Source organism: Wolbachia endosymbiont (group B) of Parapoynx stratiotata (genome assembly GCF_947250635.1).
Lineage (GTDB): Bacteria > Pseudomonadota > Alphaproteobacteria > Rickettsiales > Anaplasmataceae > Wolbachia.
In genome coordinates, this window is the sequence record NZ_OX366335.1 from 728,326 (window position 1) to 744,167 (window position 15,842).

17 protein-coding genes and 3 pseudogenes are annotated in these 15,842 nt (G+C 34.3%); 9 read left to right on the forward strand and 11 right to left on the reverse strand.

What is annotated here, in order from left to right; genetic code table 11:
• The first annotated feature begins 3 nt into the window (after nucleotides 1–3).
• On the forward strand, nucleotides 4–567 hold the full coding sequence (locus tag OOT12_RS03190) for a reverse transcriptase domain-containing protein (RefSeq protein WP_264685390.1): 564 nt from the start codon (nucleotides 4–6) through the stop codon (nucleotides 565–567).
• On the opposite strand, the gene OOT12_RS03195 is transcribed toward OOT12_RS03190, so the two are convergent.
• Nucleotides 508–1,740: an IS256 family transposase gene (locus tag OOT12_RS03195; RefSeq protein WP_264685173.1), complete on the reverse strand. Its 1,233-nt coding sequence runs from the start codon at nucleotides 1,738–1,740 to the stop codon at nucleotides 508–510. The two genes, OOT12_RS03190 and OOT12_RS03195, sit on opposite strands and share 60 nt — an antisense overlap.
• 647 nt (nucleotides 1,741–2,387) lie before the next feature.
• Here OOT12_RS03195 and OOT12_RS03200 point away from each other — a divergent pair.
• Nucleotides 2,388–3,572, forward strand: a complete 1,185-nt coding sequence (locus tag OOT12_RS03200; RefSeq protein WP_264374821.1) for a hypothetical protein — start codon at nucleotides 2,388–2,390, stop codon at nucleotides 3,570–3,572.
• 142 nt (nucleotides 3,573–3,714) lie between these two features.
• Nucleotides 3,715–3,853: pseudogene (locus tag OOT12_RS03205) on the forward strand (IS6 family transposase); the annotation flags it as partial.
• Nucleotides 3,854–4,239: 386 nt separating this feature from the next.
• Here OOT12_RS03205 and OOT12_RS03210 read toward each other — a convergent pair.
• A complete protein-coding gene (locus OOT12_RS03210) occupies nucleotides 4,240–4,506 on the reverse strand; it encodes a hypothetical protein (RefSeq protein WP_264374778.1) in 267 nt (88 codons plus the stop codon).
• Nucleotides 4,497–4,967 (reverse strand): aldehyde dehydrogenase family protein, encoded by a 471-nt coding sequence (locus tag OOT12_RS03215; RefSeq protein WP_264374777.1) that lies wholly within the window; start codon nucleotides 4,965–4,967, stop codon nucleotides 4,497–4,499. Before OOT12_RS03215 ends, OOT12_RS03210 begins: the two co-directional genes overlap by 10 nt.
• A 38-nt stretch (nucleotides 4,968–5,005) precedes the next feature.
• Between OOT12_RS03215 and OOT12_RS03220 the strand changes: the two genes are divergently transcribed.
• Both OOT12_RS03220 and OOT12_RS03225 read left to right on the forward strand, forming a co-directional pair.
• A complete protein-coding gene (locus OOT12_RS03220) occupies nucleotides 5,006–5,377 on the forward strand; it encodes a transposase (RefSeq protein ID WP_264374776.1) in 372 nt (123 codons plus the stop codon).
• A gap of 60 nt (nucleotides 5,378–5,437) precedes the next feature.
• A complete protein-coding gene (locus OOT12_RS03225; protein ID WP_264685391.1) occupies nucleotides 5,438–5,806 on the forward strand; it encodes a transposase in 369 nt (122 codons plus the stop codon).
• A gap of 284 nt (nucleotides 5,807–6,090) precedes the next feature.
• On the opposite strand, the gene OOT12_RS03230 is transcribed toward OOT12_RS03225, so the two are convergent.
• Nucleotides 6,091–6,621 (reverse strand): phospholipase D family nuclease, encoded by a 531-nt coding sequence (locus tag OOT12_RS03230; protein ID WP_264376200.1) that lies wholly within the window; start codon nucleotides 6,619–6,621, stop codon nucleotides 6,091–6,093.
• Here OOT12_RS03230 and OOT12_RS03235 point away from each other — a divergent pair.
• On the forward strand, nucleotides 6,620–7,537 hold the full coding sequence (locus OOT12_RS03235; protein WP_230609042.1) for a patatin-like phospholipase family protein: 918 nt from the start codon (nucleotides 6,620–6,622) through the stop codon (nucleotides 7,535–7,537). The genes OOT12_RS03230 and OOT12_RS03235 overlap by 2 nt on opposite strands.
• Before the next feature lie 123 nt (nucleotides 7,538–7,660).
• Here OOT12_RS03235 and OOT12_RS03240 read toward each other — a convergent pair whose 3' ends face one another.
• Nucleotides 7,661–7,894: a hypothetical protein gene (locus OOT12_RS03240; protein WP_264685392.1), complete on the reverse strand. Its 234-nt coding sequence runs from the start codon at nucleotides 7,892–7,894 to the stop codon at nucleotides 7,661–7,663.
• A 45-nt stretch (nucleotides 7,895–7,939) separates the two neighbouring features.
• Here OOT12_RS03240 and OOT12_RS03245 point away from each other — a divergent pair, with 45 nt between their 5' ends.
• Entirely contained in the window at nucleotides 7,940–9,172 is a 1,233-nt protein-coding gene (locus OOT12_RS03245) for an IS256 family transposase (RefSeq protein ID WP_096097236.1), read from the forward strand.
• On the opposite strand, the gene OOT12_RS03250 is transcribed toward OOT12_RS03245, so the two are convergent.
• The 3 genes from OOT12_RS03250 to wmk form a co-directional block, all read right to left on the reverse strand.
• Nucleotides 9,117–10,376 (reverse strand): hypothetical protein, encoded by a 1,260-nt coding sequence (locus tag OOT12_RS03250; protein WP_264685393.1) that lies wholly within the window; start codon nucleotides 10,374–10,376, stop codon nucleotides 9,117–9,119. The two genes, OOT12_RS03245 and OOT12_RS03250, sit on opposite strands and share 56 nt — an antisense overlap.
• Before the next feature lie 306 nt (nucleotides 10,377–10,682).
• Nucleotides 10,683–11,351: a JAB domain-containing protein gene (locus OOT12_RS03255; RefSeq protein WP_264376203.1), complete on the reverse strand. Its 669-nt coding sequence runs from the start codon at nucleotides 11,349–11,351 to the stop codon at nucleotides 10,683–10,685.
• A 187-nt stretch (nucleotides 11,352–11,538) separates the two neighbouring features.
• A complete protein-coding gene (gene wmk, locus OOT12_RS03260) occupies nucleotides 11,539–12,429 on the reverse strand; it encodes a WO male-killing family protein Wmk (protein WP_264376204.1) in 891 nt (296 codons plus the stop codon).
• Between the two features lie 89 nt (nucleotides 12,430–12,518).
• On the opposite strand from wmk, the gene OOT12_RS03265 reads away from it, so the two are divergent.
• Nucleotides 12,519–13,436: an Rpn family recombination-promoting nuclease/putative transposase gene (locus tag OOT12_RS03265; protein WP_264376205.1), complete on the forward strand. Its 918-nt coding sequence runs from the start codon at nucleotides 12,519–12,521 to the stop codon at nucleotides 13,434–13,436.
• Nucleotides 13,437–13,765: 329 nt separating this feature from the next.
• Here OOT12_RS03265 and OOT12_RS03270 read toward each other — a convergent pair whose 3' ends face one another.
• Both OOT12_RS03270 and OOT12_RS03275 read right to left on the reverse strand, forming a co-directional pair.
• Nucleotides 13,766–14,005 carry a hypothetical protein gene (locus OOT12_RS03270; RefSeq protein ID WP_264685394.1) on the reverse strand — a complete coding sequence of 80 codons (240 nt, stop codon included), beginning with the start codon at nucleotides 14,003–14,005 and terminating at the stop codon, nucleotides 13,766–13,768.
• Nucleotides 14,006–14,027: 22 nt separating this feature from the next.
• Nucleotides 14,028–15,260: an IS256 family transposase gene (locus OOT12_RS03275; protein ID WP_264685173.1), complete on the reverse strand. Its 1,233-nt coding sequence runs from the start codon at nucleotides 15,258–15,260 to the stop codon at nucleotides 14,028–14,030.
• 71 nt (nucleotides 15,261–15,331) lie between these two features.
• Here OOT12_RS03275 and OOT12_RS03280 point away from each other — a divergent pair.
• A pseudogene (locus OOT12_RS03280) lies at nucleotides 15,332–15,505 on the forward strand (IS256 family transposase); the annotation flags it as partial.
• A 48-nt stretch (nucleotides 15,506–15,553) separates the two neighbouring features.
• On the opposite strand, the pseudogene OOT12_RS07365 reads toward OOT12_RS03280, so the two are convergent.
• A pseudogene (locus tag OOT12_RS07365) lies at nucleotides 15,554–15,694 on the reverse strand (IS630-like element ISWpi11 family transposase); the annotation flags it as partial.
• Nucleotides 15,695–15,842: the final 148 nt, after the last annotated feature.

Sequence of the window (15,842 nt, forward strand, 5' to 3'; positions counted from 1 at the left end):
TTTTTGAACGTTCCCTTCATGCATCACGTATTTGATATATGGATGAAACAGAACTACCCTACAGTACCATTTGAGAGGTATGTAGATGATGCAATAGTGCACTGCAAGACGCAAAAACAGGCAGAATTTATGAGAGTAATGATCAAAGAAAGATTAGCTAAATATAAGCTAAAGTTACATCCTGATAAAACACAAATTGTGTATTGTAAGGATGGCAACAGGAAGAATATGTTTCCTACACAAAGCTTTGATTACCTAGGATATACTTTTAGACCTAGAAAAGCAAAGAGCAAGATAGGGAAATATTTCGTTGCATTTCTTCCAGCAATTAGCAATAAGGTTAAGAAAAAGATTACTACAACCATAAGGTCATGGAAAATACTACGAAAAACACACATAACATTAGAGGAGATATCAAAGAAAGTAAATCCAATAGTCAGGGAACGTTCAAAAAAGTGTGTCAAGCCGCATTTGGGAACGTTCAAAAAAGTGTGTCAAGCCGCATTTTTAGTTCAACTCAATTTTCAATCTATCTGGAAAGAAAATATCAAGTTGAGAAATAGTTAAAGCCCAATTAGGGAGAGCCATAATCCACTTTTGCTCTACCTTTTTTATAGCACAATATACCTGTTTGTACAAGGCATTTGTACTAGTAAATGAACCCTTAGTTTTAGTAAATTTCCTGATTTGTCTATGCAACCCCTCAATTGGATTGGTGGTGTAAATCAGCTTCCTAACTTGCCCAGAATACTTAAAATAACTGGATAAGTTTTCCCAATTGTTCTGCCAGGATTTTATAACTAAAGGATACTTCTCTCCCCATTTTTCTTCCAGCTCAAGCAGATAATTCTCAGCGATCTCTTTACTTGAAGCACGATATATTTTTTTCAAATCATTCATGAAAACTTTTACATCTTTGCTAGATACATATTTCAGTGAATTCCTTATCTGATGCACTATACATAGCTGTACTTCTGCCTTAGGAAACACACTATTTATAGCCGCAGGAAAGCTTTTTAGCCCATCAATGCAGGCAATTAGAATATCTTCTACTCCTCGCTCTTTTAGGTCATTTAGAACTCCCAACCAGAAGTTAGCTCCTTCACTTTCAGCCAAATAAAAACCTAATACTTCTTTTCTGCCATTTTGATTTATGCCCAATATATTATACATGCATTTACTTATACAATGTCCGTCCTCCTTGACCTTAAAGAACATGCCATCCATAAACACTATTGGATACACTGATTGCAGTGGGCGGCTGCGCCATTCATTGATTACTGGTAGCAGTTTATCAGTAATACTGGATATCTCTGCTGCTGATATTTTGTGGTCATATATTTCCTCAACATGTGAAGCTATATCTCTGTATCCCATGCCACTGGCATATGTGCTTAAGACCTTTGCTTCAAGTTCTGGATGTAGGCTTGTTTGCCTTTTTTTGACTATTTGCGGTTCAAAGCTTCCTTCTCTGTCTCTTGGTGTTAATAGTTCAAATGAGCCTGAACTTGTACGTAAAGTTTTTGCATTCCTTCCATTTCTTCGGTTATTTTCTTCACTTTTAGCTGACATGTGGCTTTCTATTTCACCTTCCAGACTTGCCTCTAGCAACCTTTTTATAAACGGTGTTAATGCTCCATCTCTTCCTGTCAATGGTCTTCCTTCTCGTATAGATGACAGGATATTTGTTTCTAATTCTTTATAATCTACCAAACCAGTAGTTCTATTTGCTTGACCCATATCAAACCTCCATTTTTTATATCAATTTATTACTTTTTTTTCGGTTTGACACACTTTTTTGAACGTTCCCTCCAATAGAGCGTGATTGATATCTTGCTAGTAATAGTGTAACAGCTTTTATTAAGATATTTTTTTACCATACGACAGCAATAACAAAATTAGAAAATTGATGGCTGAATATGTTGGCATTGATAAACAGTATATTATGCTTCAAGCAATATTTACTTTAGTAGCTTCTACAACTTTTTTTTAGTATAGCTTTTCCTTGGTGCTGTGTACCAACAGCAGTATTTGCACTTGCTACGTGTTTCTTTGTTAAAAATGATGTACATGCTGCATTTTCTGCAAAAGAACTTTCTCCTGAGTTTGCCGAAATTATCACTGAAAAAGTAGTAAATAATGTTGAGCTCAATGCAGAAGACAACTCTCAATCGAGAAGCTACTTGTATGAGACTGTGTTATATAGCGAAACTAGATTTCACCTTTACACACCTAGATAAGGGGTAACAGCGGACACTAGAATGACAAAATCGTTATTCTGCTACGCATTATCGCCGTATAACTATAGCTATATGTGAACTAAAAAAGTAATATTCACTAGATCTTAATATTTTAGATCTATATTTCAATAAAATATTACAATTAGTATGCATGATCCATTTAAAAGTGAGGATTATAAAAAAAATCTTGATTCTCTGATCAAAGCTATAAAGCTAGGAAATCCAGAGAAACAATATGGTAAAACAGTAACAGATTTATCTCATGCTTTAGAGGGTTTTACAGATAAGGCAGAAGATGTAGCTAAACTTGTTATACGTGATGACTTGAGTAATTGTGTAAAGAAGGCAAATAAAAAGCCATTAATTCTTAGGATATTCAATAGAATATTAGGAAGAGATGTTTCGATTAGGAATATAAGTAATTTTATAAAAGATAAATTGCCTCCTTCAACTGCTAGAACAGTAATCGAATATACAGATGTTATTCAAAAAATTTCAGATTTAGAGCGAATAGAAAGAAGTCAAGATAAATATAGGTCATATGGAGTAAATTTAGAAAATAGACAGCAAAAGAAAAATCTCTTATATGAGCGAGAAGATTCAGGTTATGGAGGTTCATTAAACGAAGATCCTGAGTATGAAGAAATATCAAATTATCAAGAGGAAAAAAGTAAATCTTTAACAAAAGATTTGCGTAATCTACAATCAATTAAAGAGGAGCCGATTTATGCAACAATCTCTAAAGAACATATAGAAGCAAAAAGAGAACATAGGAAGAAACAACAACTTCAATCTCTTGTACCACCAAAACCACCAAGAGTACCACCAGTACCAGAGAAAATGTTTACTGCCAATCAAAAAATTAGACAAGAACCGAAAAAAGATAAACCTGCAGTACCACCAAAGCCTAAAGATTTAGGCGAAAAAGTAAGCACAGAGCAAAAAATAGTAGTGGAAAAATCAGCTGAGAGTAACCCTATACTACCACTAAAATCTGAAAATCAAGATGGTAAAGAATCAGCAAAAAAAGCTGATGGACCAAAAGTACTAGTAGTTGCTATGAAAAAAGAAGTGACTCGCGAGAGTAGTAAAGTAAAGGCATTAAAAGAAAGATTTGAGCGAAATCAAGTAAAGAACGTGTTGCCTGCTGAAAACAAAACTACTTCAGTAATACAAACGGATATCAGTGTGAAGAGAAAACAATCTTGTTCATTTCCAGTAGGGAATAAAAAATCTTCGATCAACCATCTTGCCAGCAAAAATTTACCTTCCACGAATGTAAGTGTAAAAGAAATGGTTGCACGAATTGAAAAGAGAAAAGATGGAAGATAGTAATATTTTGGTATTTTCCTACTCATGAAAATTAGCTCTTATCATAACATTTTTACAGCCATAAGAGGAAGTTTTTCGGTTCTGTCGCATTTGTAGGGAAGTAGAAAGAAGAATGATATAATTGTCTAAAAAAAAAGCAAAGATGTTTCGTATCAATCAAAAATTGTTGCCATATTTCAAAGGATTTAGCTTTTCAGAGGATGTTATCTGTATACATGAAATGTCGATTCTCTTTGAGCTATCGAGATTTGGAAGAAATGATGAGTATAAGGGGAGCAAAATGCTACGTTACAAAGCTAGGTAAATTAGTTCATATGTAAATTTAGCAAAAGTAAGCTAATATAGCTGATTTTAGCGTATAGTAAAATTATTATAAATAAAAGTTCGCACGGTACACATGGTAGACCATGCTATCCCAAAACAAACTCTTCTCTCACTAGCTGGTTTTGGTTGCTGAAAATGATTGATTGCTTAAGTTATTAGCAATATATTTTACTAAATTAAAAGCAATTTATTTGGAAATAACAGGAAAATTTGTAATAGTTTTTATCCCAAATGGAATAAAATCCTTCTGATTAATATCATCCTTTTCAGTAGAAAACGCATCTGCACTAAATAAAAACATCCCTAACTTTTTCACCACTTTTTCTAAGTAAGATCACAGTTATTAATGGGAAATACTTATTCCTTTTGTCCGTTTTATGCTTGGGCCAATTAAGTAAGTATATATATCACGCTGTGGCAAAGTTGCACCTGGTATAATTTTATTATAAAACTGTATACAACTTGCCTCTATGCCTAACCCTCCATATGGCTTAAATCCTCTCTCTTCTACATGAAGATCCGTATCACGCAATATGTTATCCCTGGTATGCAAACCTTTTTCAATTAATGTTGAAACATATTTGCTTGTACCAAACAAGGTTACATACATAGCATGTGACTTATAATTAGGATGTTCAACATTTTTAAATCCTCATCTGTCTCGTAAGGCTGTAAAATAATAACTGGCACAAAAAGTTCAGAAAAATTACCGCCTTCTAATAAGGGTTTAACAAGTACTGTAGGCTTAATTAAGCCTGTTGCTGGATTAATCTCTCCACCATACTGCAGGAAATTTCTGTTTTCATATAACACTCGTGCAATTTTTAGAGCGTGAGAGCAGTCAGTATTGGGTCCAATAATATTATTATAATTAGCATAATCACCAATACAATTCTTAATCAAATCCAATCTTTGAATACATTTATTAACAACCAAGTTCGAAATTTTTGAATGTACTAGTATTGAATTCGGAGCTGCACAATCTTGCCCTTGATTTTGTAGACATACTCTACAAATACTGTCTATTGCCTTATCAATATTAGCATCTCTTGAAACTATAGTATTTCCCAAAGTAAATGATAAAGGTATAATAAGGTATTTGGGTTATAATGGCGTATAGTGTGGATTTAAGAGAAAAGGCAATATCGATGATAGGAAAAGGGAAGACGAAGGTTGAGGTGGCAGAGCTTCTGGAGATAGGAATAGCAACTTTGTACCGCTGGTTAAAAAAGAAAGCTGCTGGTGAAAGCCTCAAGCCATCTAAAAACGGCAGCTTCATTCGAAAAATAGACCCAAAAATACTCGAAGAATATGTTACAAAGAATCCAGATCATACTCTGGCAGAGATGAAACAAAATCTTGGATTTGGAATAAATTCAATTTGGTATAGACTAAAACAGCTAAAAATTACTTTAAAAAAAAGTCACACTATATCAAGAGCGCAATCAAGAAGCAGTTTATTGATAAAATCTCAAAAATAGACCATTCCAGCATCTTATATATAGATGAAGCAGGAGTTGATAATAAATTATACCGAGAATATGGACGTGCTCCAAGAGGAAAGAAAATTTATGCAGATATTCCAGCGAGAGAGAATCAGTATAGTAGCCGGGTGGATTGGAATGAGATTTATTGCACCAATGACTTTCAAAGGTGGGTGTGACAAAGAGGTATTCAATATATGGTTGGAGAAACCTAAATTGCCACTTGGCACAACCATAGTTATGGATAATGCTACATTTCATAAGACCACTAAAACAAAATCATTAATAGAGTCTTTTGGCTGTCATGTGCTGTATCTTCCAACATATTCACCAGATTTGAATCCCATAGAACACTGTTGGCATACCATCAAAAGCCGCCTCAGACCTTATATGACGGAGATTGGTTATATTGGGCAAATCGCTTAAGTAAAGTTCCAGGAAAATCACCACGAGTAATAAAATTAATGAAGTTGCAACAAGGTAAATGTGATCAATGTCAACTTTGGTTCAAAAATAATGATATCCTAGAGATACACCATAAAGACCGGAATAGACGTAATAATATGAGCAAAAATTTATCCTTGTTGCATGGGCATTGTCACGACGAATTACATGGGAGTATGCATGAAAAGCGCCAAATTAGAGAGAAGCCGGATGATGGGAAACTATCAAGTCCGGTTTTGAAGTCGAGTGGGGAGAGGTGACTTTCCTCACTTAGATAACAACTTAAAGTCTGGTGTATAATGCTTAGACTGCGATTGACGATTTTTCCAATTTTTGACGTATTGTTCAACTAGTGGAGAATCTCCTGTTATGATCAGTAGGTTTTCAGCATTTCTTTGCTGAGCGGCATCTGAAAAGTTAAATGATCCGGTTATGATTTTTTGCTCATCAATAATAATTACCTTGCTATGAGCAATAGCGGGTTTAAAGTCAATCCATATCGGAATTTTGTGCTCAAATAATTCGTTAATTACACTATGTTTTGAACTAGTTTGTGATTCATCTAGAATAACCTTAATATCAACTCCACGCTTTTTAGCTTGAACCAAGGACTCAGCAATAGGCTTTGAGGTAAATTGGTATGCCTGAACCAACACGGATTTTTTAGCATGATCCACGGAATCAATTATTAGGTTGGTGCAATTTTCTCCAGGAGTAAAACATACTGTAGTTTTTGGACAACTAGAAAATCCTGATAGAAGCAAGCAAGTTAATAAAACTAATAAATATCTACTCATGACTAAATACATCCTTTCAATTGACGGCGGAGGCATAAGAGGCATCATACCAGCCATAATATTAGCAGAAATAGAAAAGAGAGCAAGGAAGACAATTTCCCAGATTTTTGATCTTATGGCTGGTACTTCAACTGGTGGGATTGTTGTAGCAGGGTTATGCAGGAAAGATGAACAAGGAAATCCCCAATACTCAGCCAATGATTTAGTTGAATTTTACCAAGAATACGGGTCATATATTTTTAAATCTTCATTCTTCAGGCAATCAATATTATCTTGGTTTAACTGTGCACAATATCCATATAAAAATATTGAATTTGTACTGGATAAATATTTTGGTGGTGATACTCTAAAAAACACTTTAAGTAATTTGCTAATTACAAGTTATGATATTCACAATAATCGTCCATTTTTCTTTAAAAGCTGGAAAGAAGGTAATATTAAGCTGAAAGATGCACTCAGAGCTGCAACGGCTGCCCCTACTTATTTCATACCAAAACATCTAAAAATCAACCACAAGGAAATGGTATTAGTGGATGGAGGGGTGTTTGCCAATAATCCAGCGGCTTGTGCATATGCAAGTGGTAAGAGGTTATTTCCAAATGATGATATTCTACTGTTATCGATAGGTACTGGCAGAACAGATAGAAGCATAGCCAATTCAAAGAGATTGGGAAAAATAGGCTGGATAAAACCACTACTACATGTGATGTTTGCCTCAAGTTTAGATGCAGTAAATTACCAACTTGATCAAGTTATAGGTGATAAATATATACGCATACAATCGCAACTAAAAATAGCATCACCTGACATGGATAATATTACATCAAAAAATATCAAATCTCTTCAGCAAGAGGCAAAGGCAATGATAGAGGACAATCAGGAACTGATAGATAAATTCTGTGATGTTATATCTTGATAAGTAGAGATGCCAAATTCTGCAGAGCTAAACAAGAGTTTAGAGTAGATATATTAACTACTTTTATTTATATCTTAATATATTATTTCTGAGTCAATAAACTATCGCTGTTTTTAACCCAGGCTAAGTTTTGAAAGCATAATTTTCAAGCTCCTCAATAGATAAATCTGTTATTTTAGAAATAGCATCAATAGAAACGTCCAACATACGTAAATTATTCGCAACTTTTATTGCCTCTGCTTTATAAATCTTTTCTTTGTAAACTTGCTTTCTTTGCGATAAAAATTCTACCCATATATCCAGTTCATCTCGTGATTCTTGATTGTCAATTTGGGAACGTTCAAAAAAGTGTGTCAAACCGAAAAAAAAGTAATAAATTGATATAAAAAATGGAGGTTTGATATGGGTCAAGCAAATAGAACTACTGGTTTGGTAGATTATAAAGAATTAGAAACAAATATCCTGTCATCTATACGAGAAGGAAGACCATTGACAGGAAGAGATGGAGCATTAACACCGTTTATAAAAAGGTTGCTAGAGGCAAGTCTGGAAGGTGAAATAGAAAGCCACATGTCAGCTAAAAGTGAAGAAAATAACCGAAGAAATGGAAGGAATGCAAAAACTTTACGTACAAGTTCAGGCTCATTTGAACTATTAACACCAAGAGACAGAGAAGGAAGCTTTGAACCGCAAATAGTCAAAAAAAGGCAAACAAGCCTACATCCAGAACTTGAAGCAAAGGTCTTAAGCACATATGCCAGTGGCATGGGATACAGAGATATAGCTTCACATGTTGAGGAAATATATGACCACAAAATATCAGCAGCAGAGATATCCAGTATTACTGATAAACTGCTACCAGTAATCAATGAATGGCGCAGCCGCCCACTGCAATCAGTGTATCCAATAGTGTTTATGGATGGCATGTTCTTTAAGGTCAAGGAGGACGGACATTGTATAAGTAAATGCATGTATAATATATTGGGCATAAATCAAAATGGCAGAAAAGAAGTATTAGGTTTTTATTTGGCTGAAAGTGAAGGAGCTAACTTCTGGTTGGGAGTTCTAAATGACCTAAAAGAGCGAGGAGTAGAAGATATTCTAATTGCCTGCATTGATGGGCTAAAAAGCTTTCCTGCGGCTATAAATAGTGTGTTTCCTAAGGCAGAAGTACAGCTATGTATAGTGCATCAGATAAGGAATTCACTGAAATATGTATCTAGCAAAGATGTAAAAGTTTTCATGAATGATTTGAAAAAAATATATCGTGCTTCAAGTAAAGAGATCGCTGAGAATTATCTGCTTGAGCTGGAAGAAAAATGGGGAGAGAAGTATCCTTTAGTTATAAAATCCTGGCAGAACAATTGGGAAAACTTATCCAGTTATTTTAAGTATTCTGGGCAAGTTAGGAAGCTGATTTACACCACCAATCCAATTGAGGGGTTGCATAGACAAATCAGGAAATTTACTAAAACTAAGGGTTCATTTACTAGTACAAATGCCTTGTACAAACAGGTATATTGTGCTATAAAAAAGGTAGAGCAAAAGTGGATTATGGCTCTCCCTAATTGGGCTTTAACTATGTCTCAACTTGATATTTTCTTTCCAGATAGATTGAAAATTGAGTTGAACTAAAAATGCGGCTTGACACACTTTTTTGAACGTTCCCGCTATTACTAATTGTCTTTTCAACCTTATCTTTACTCCACTTGCCACTCCTAGGAAAACTTCCTTTTTCTACCGCTTCTGTGACCGTCATTCCTCCAAAAAAACACCCTTTTCCTATATTTTCCCCTCTCTTTTGTAGTTCAGACCACATTTCTTTATCTGCTACTCTGACCTCTACTTGACTGTCATTTTCCGCATTATGGTATACTACAATTTTTAGGCTACCAATACTTGTAGAAAATGTTATCTCAAAAGCACTATTGTCAGACACATCAACGTAATTCCTCTCACCTTCTTTTTCACTTCTAACCTCAACCTTACTATTTCCTATTTCTATAACATCACCTCCTAATTTTACCTCCCTTGTGGTTAACCCTAAATTTTTTGTACCTTCCAATACCCTTGCAATATTTACCTTACTATTTTCAGAAAATTTCATAAAAAACGTCTGATTATCCATTTCCACGTCTTCTATGATTCCTTCATTTTCAATAGCACTTTCACCGATTTCTCTCAGTTCTTTAAGCCACTCATCTATCTGTGGACGAACCTCTTGATACAGTTTGTTATGCATCTCACTTATTCCCTTATCCTGCAATAGATCGTAACTAAATATCGCTCCATTTAGCATCAATTCACATATTATATCTTCCTTCTCATTTTCTTTGCATTTGATCAAAGGCATTTTCGATATTACTGTATCAGCAAAACTCTTCTGTCCTTCGCTATACGCATTTATCCTGATTCCAGTACTTAGTGCTTGATCTATAGTTTTGTTCAGTTCTTCTACGCTTTTTGCCTTTACTACTCTACTTTTAAACCATCTTAATTCTGCATTTTCACTTGCACTTGGCTCTATCTTGCTTAAGGCTGGAATAAACGGATTTTGACGATTTGAAGATTTTTTGTTATAAACCTCACGTCCTTCTCCAAGATTGATTGATTTTTCAGAAACATCGCTAGGGGAAGGCACACCTTCAGGCTTCTCAAACCTGCTTTTATCATCAAATATTTTCGGATCAGTCTCATCTACAAGTATAAGCTGCTGATTTTTTTTGCTAGTACGCCTAATAGCACTATATAGTCCTTTTGGTAATTTTTTAGAATCAATGATTAACTCATAAGTATTTCCATCCATATCATCAAATGATACTGTTTTTTTAGTAGTCATATAACCTCTCATATTAAGCATATTATTCAAGTCTATAGAGCAATTTATTGCTTTATGATTAACTTAATACACAAATTATAAAAAGATCTTGTATATCTTGCAACTATTTATAATAAAAGAATAGCTTTATCAGGACTTTTATTCTTTAATCACAACTTAATATACAAACTATACAAAGATCTTTTATATTTTGTAATTCTCCAATATCTCTCTTCAGATTCTTGACTAAGTTTTTTTGCTACTTATGCTCTTTGTATTGTTTTGTAGTAGTTGGTAGCCAAACTTCTCAAGCAATTGAAACTTGTTTTATAACAGCTCTCTTTCCTTAAAACTGCAGTATCCTTTGTCTGTCATAATAATGTGATCCTCTAGTTCAATTCCCACTCCTTGACATGCTGATACTAATTCTCTAGTCATTACTTTATCATCTTCTGATGGTTCTAAACTCCCTCCTGGATGGTTATGAGCTAATATTATTGACGCTGCTTCCATTGATAACGCCTTTTTTACCACTTTCCTTTCAGATAAGTGTACTTCATCTATTGTACCAAAATACACTTCATCTCTTATCAGACGGTGCTGTTTATCCAAGTATATTATCTGAACAGCTTCTTTTGCTGAAAAGCCTATATTTACCCTTACATACTCTATCAGCTTTTCTTGGCTATCCATTACAGGTCCTCTCTTTAATCCTTCTCTTAGTGCTCTTTTATAAGCTTCTTTAACACATTCAATTGCTGCGGCTGCATGTTCGGTCATTCCTTCTATCATTTTCAGATCATCGATTTCTCGCCCTAAAATTTCTCCTATTCCTGGGCAATTATCCATTAGAGTTTTAGTAACATCTTGTGCTTGCTTTCTGTCGTGAACTGCTCCTAGAAGTACTGCCACTATTTCGCGATCAAATAGAGCACTTCCTCCTCCACTTTGTAATACTCTCTCTATTTCTTCTGTAAGTTTTTTACCATTATTCATAAAATATACTCCTCGTTAATAACAAATTGTTTTTAATTATTTACTGCTGTTTTTTATCAGCATTGGCATAAAGCCATAGCTTTCGAGTGAAGTCAAATCAATTTTTCAATCTTTTTTACTTATTTTCTCATGAATAAGTAAAGATATTAATATATATTTGTTTTCAAGTTATGTAAAAAGGTTGTTGTTAATCAATTATTCTAGAAATAACATCAGTAGAAAAACCTAACTGAAGTAAATTATTTGTAACTTTCATTTCCTCTACTTTATCAATCTTCTCTTTGTAAATTTGCTTTCTTTGCAATAAAAATTCTACCCATATATTCAGTTCATCTCGTGATTCTTGATTATCAATTTTTCTATATTCTCTTGCCAAACTTAATAATTCATTTTCTCCTTCGCAATCATTTTCTTTGTATTCCTTTATCAGATCTTCAGCATCCACTGATAATTCTCTTGCTATCTCCCACAACCTTTCACTTAAAAGAGTAACGCTACCTTGTTCATAGTGATGTATCTGTGAGGGCCCTACATTAAGCTTTTTTGCTAATTCTTCTTGCGTATATCCTCTTATTATTCTCCATTTTTTTATCTCTTGTCCTCCGTTTGGCTCGTATCTCTCTTTATCAGCATATTCTTTAGTTGATAAGCCTGTTACTCGATAGATAACCTCAGTATCAAACCCTGCCTTAACTAGATTCCTTGCAATTCTTATTCTTGCTGCTTTTACATTACTTTCTTCTTCAGCTCGGACAGATTTGGTTAACATATAAATTGCTTTGCGTCCTCCTGTTTTTTCTATGAAATTATACATTTCCTGGGTCTTAGCTTTATCAAAACAACTGTTTTCTTTTAGTACTTTTTGTTTTGGAAAGAGATTTCTAATAGGGATTGATAACGACTCTGCTAGGATTTTTAGCCTTCCAATTGGAATGCCACATGCTCCTTGCTCATATCTTAGCAGTGTATGATAGTTTATGCCTGCCTTGTCTGCTAAGTTTTTCAGGGTATATTTTTGTTTTAACCTCCAGCTCCTTACTTTTTGCGCTATTTTGTACCTTATCGAGATATTTGTCATAGATATTATACAAGTTAACATAAATCAAAATTGTTGAACATTTCTTCAAAATTGTGTATAATTATTAATGTTTTCTAGGTTAACCCGTCATGGCTCTTTCGAAGTTTCTCGATCCAAAAAATGATATATCGTTCAAGCGCATCTTTGGCACTGAAAAAAACAAGGACATTCTTATTCACTTCCTTAATGATATCCTTGGCTTCACTGGCAAAAGTACAATAAAGGATATAGAGTTCTTAAGTACTATTCAAGACCCTGATATTGCTTCTAAAAAACAAAGCATTGTTGATGTTCTTTGTAGGGATGAAAATGGGCTGCAAGTCATAGTCGAAATGCAGGTCGCTAAAACCAAAGGCTTTGAAAAACGTGCTCAATACTATGCTGCTAAAGCCTATTCAAGACAGGCTGATAAAGGCGATCAATATCATGACCTTAAGGAAATTATCTTTATTGCTATAGCAGACTGTATTTTATTTCCTGATAAGTCTGAGTACAAATCAAAGCATACTATTCGCGATGAAGATACTAATGAGCATGATCTAAAAGATTTTTACTTTATATTTATTGAGTTACCTAAATTTCCAAAAACCAAAGAAGATCAGCTTTCAAGTATAGTTGAAAAATGGGTCTACTTCTTTAGATATGCAGATGAAACTAGTGAAGAAGAGCTAGAGAGAATAATAGGAAGTGATCTAATAATTGAAAGAGCATATGAAGAACTAAATAGGTTCAACTGGTCAGAAAAAGAATTTATTGCCTATGAACAGGAGATCAAGCGTATTCGTGATGAACAGGCTGTCCTTGCTCAAAAACTCGATGATGCTAAACATGAAGGTAGACAAGAAGGCATCCAAATCGGCCATCAAAAAGGTAGGGAAGAGGGAGAAAAACAAGCTAAAATAGCTGTGGCAAAAAACCTACTTAAAGCTGGTGTCTCTACTGATATCATATCACAAACTACAGGTTTTTCTCATTCTGAAATTTCACAACTCAAAGAAAAAACATAATATTCCTACTTATTCACTTCAACATTTATGAAAACCTTTCTTAAGTTAAACATACCCCATAATTAAGAGTCTAATGAACTGTCTAAAACAGCTATAAAGATAGCACACAGAATTATATAAATTACTATCATAACGTTACCCAAACTTCTACATCAAAGCTACGTGCTGTAAGCTCAATATGGAAAACACATCAAACATTTAGCATTTAATGTCTACTTCATCCATTTTAGTATTAGGATCATCAAACTTGCTACTGGTTTCCCTAATTATTTTGGCTACCCTCACTTTAAATTTTCCACTACTTGGCATATTACCCCTTATATTATAACTTACCTATTGAGATTACCTCCAAGTTTGGTTACTCCTATCTCAGAAAGACAAGTTGATACTTCTGAATGGCTGTGAACTGAAGCATTACTTAAATAACTTTGAGGCTCTAAACTCATCTGCTGTTTTTTTGTACCATCAACTTCTAATGTACTATCTCTGTTGTGTAATATCTGCTCTATTGATTGATTTAGCAGACCCTTATTAAATTGAGCTATAAACTTTTCAAAGGGAACGTTCAAAAAAGTGTGTCAAGCCGCATTTTTAGTTCAACTCAATTTTCAATCTATCTGGAAAGAAAATATCAAGTTGAGAAATAGTTAAAGCCCAATTAGGGAGAGCCATAATCCACTTTTGCTCTACCTTTTTTATAGCACAATATACCTGTTTGTACAAGGCATTTGTACTAGTAAATGAACCCTTAGTTTTAGTAAATTTCCTGATTTGTCTATGCAACCCCTCAATTGGATTGGTGGTGTAAATCAGCTTCCTAACTTGCCCAGAATACTTAAAATAACTGGATAAGTTTTCCCAATTGTTCTGCCAGGATTTTATAACTAAAGGATACTTCTCTCCCCATTTTTCTTCCAGCTCAAGCAGATAATTCTCAGCGATCTCTTTACTTGAAGCACGATATATTTTTTTCAAATCATTCATGAAAACTTTTACATCTTTGCTAGATACATATTTCAGTGAATTCCTTATCTGATGCACTATACATAGCTGTACTTCTGCCTTAGGAAACACACTATTTATAGCCGCAGGAAAGCTTTTTAGCCCATCAATGCAGGCAATTAGAATATCTTCTACTCCTCGCTCTTTTAGGTCATTTAGAACTCCCAACCAGAAGTTAGCTCCTTCACTTTCAGCCAAATAAAAACCTAATACTTCTTTTCTGCCATTTTGATTTATGCCCAATATATTATACATGCATTTACTTATACAATGTCCGTCCTCCTTGACCTTAAAGAACATGCCATCCATAAACACTATTGGATACACTGATTGCAGTGGGCGGCTGCGCCATTCATTGATTACTGGTAGCAGTTTATCAGTAATACTGGATATCTCTGCTGCTGATATTTTGTGGTCATATATTTCCTCAACATGTGAAGCTATATCTCTGTATCCCATGCCACTGGCATATGTGCTTAAGACCTTTGCTTCAAGTTCTGGATGTAGGCTTGTTTGCCTTTTTTTGACTATTTGCGGTTCAAAGCTTCCTTCTCTGTCTCTTGGTGTTAATAGTTCAAATGAGCCTGAACTTGTACGTAAAGTTTTTGCATTCCTTCCATTTCTTCGGTTATTTTCTTCACTTTTAGCTGACATGTGGCTTTCTATTTCACCTTCCAGACTTGCCTCTAGCAACCTTTTTATAAACGGTGTTAATGCTCCATCTCTTCCTGTCAATGGTCTTCCTTCTCGTATAGATGACAGGATATTTGTTTCTAATTCTTTATAATCTACCAAACCAGTAGTTCTATTTGCTTGACCCATATCAAACCTCCATTTTTTATATCAATTTATTACTTTTTTTTCGGTTTGACACACTTTTTTGAACGTTCCCGAAATTTACTAAAACTAAGGGTTCATTTACTAGTACAAATGCCTTGTACAAACAGGTATATTGTGCTATAAAAAAGGTAGAGCAAAAGTGGATTATGGCTCTCCCTAATTGGGCTTTAACTATGTCTCAACTTGATATTTTCTTTCCAGATAGATTGAAAATTGAGTTGAACTAAAAATGCGGCTTGACACACTTTTTTGAACGTTCCCCTATTGGATCTACATTTTGATTTAAAATCGCCTATTTTCTTGCACCTTTTTGCCATTCATAGAATGTTAACTTTGAACCTCTTGGCTACAAATGCTCTACTTTCCCCTACATCCAATGCTTTTTTCCTTAAATCATAACTATATGCTGCTGGCATTCACATCTCCTCGCTACTTTACCTATTCCACCATGTTCACACTATTAGGAAAAGAGCTATAATTTTCAATACTAACAAAACTACTTCCCAATCTTTTACACAGCAACCTATCGAACTTAATTCTGTGAATATATGATCAACAAAAAAA

Excerpts from the sequence above, each read along its gene's own strand:
- OOT12_RS03220 (WP_264374776.1), top strand. The coding sequence starts at position 5,006 with ATGGCGTATAGTGTGGATTTAAGAGAAAAGGCAATATCGATGATAGGA.
- OOT12_RS03245 (WP_096097236.1), top strand. The coding sequence starts at position 7,940 with ATGGGTCAAGCAAATAGAACTACTGGTTTGGTAGATTATAAAGAATTA.
- OOT12_RS03210 (WP_264374778.1), bottom strand. The coding sequence starts at position 4,506 with ATGTATGTAACCTTGTTTGGTACAAGCAAATATGTTTCAACATTAATT.
- OOT12_RS03200 (WP_264374821.1), top strand. The coding sequence starts at position 2,388 with ATGCATGATCCATTTAAAAGTGAGGATTATAAAAAAAATCTTGATTCT.
- OOT12_RS03275 (WP_264685173.1), bottom strand. The coding sequence starts at position 15,260 with ATGGGTCAAGCAAATAGAACTACTGGTTTGGTAGATTATAAAGAATTA.
- OOT12_RS03195 (WP_264685173.1), bottom strand. The coding sequence starts at position 1,740 with ATGGGTCAAGCAAATAGAACTACTGGTTTGGTAGATTATAAAGAATTA.
- OOT12_RS03255 (WP_264376203.1), bottom strand. The coding sequence starts at position 11,351 with ATGAATAATGGTAAAAAACTTACAGAAGAAATAGAGAGAGTATTACAA.
- OOT12_RS03235 (WP_230609042.1), top strand. The coding sequence starts at position 6,620 with ATGACTAAATACATCCTTTCAATTGACGGCGGAGGCATAAGAGGCATC.
- OOT12_RS03230 (WP_264376200.1), bottom strand. The coding sequence starts at position 6,621 with ATGAGTAGATATTTATTAGTTTTATTAACTTGCTTGCTTCTATCAGGA.
- OOT12_RS03250 (WP_264685393.1), bottom strand. The coding sequence starts at position 10,376 with ATGACTACTAAAAAAACAGTATCATTTGATGATATGGATGGAAATACT.
- wmk (WP_264376204.1), bottom strand. The coding sequence starts at position 12,429 with ATGACAAATATCTCGATAAGGTACAAAATAGCGCAAAAAGTAAGGAGC.
- OOT12_RS03265 (WP_264376205.1), top strand. The coding sequence starts at position 12,519 with ATGGCTCTTTCGAAGTTTCTCGATCCAAAAAATGATATATCGTTCAAG.
- OOT12_RS03225 (WP_264685391.1), top strand. The coding sequence starts at position 5,438 with ATGGACGTGCTCCAAGAGGAAAGAAAATTTATGCAGATATTCCAGCGA.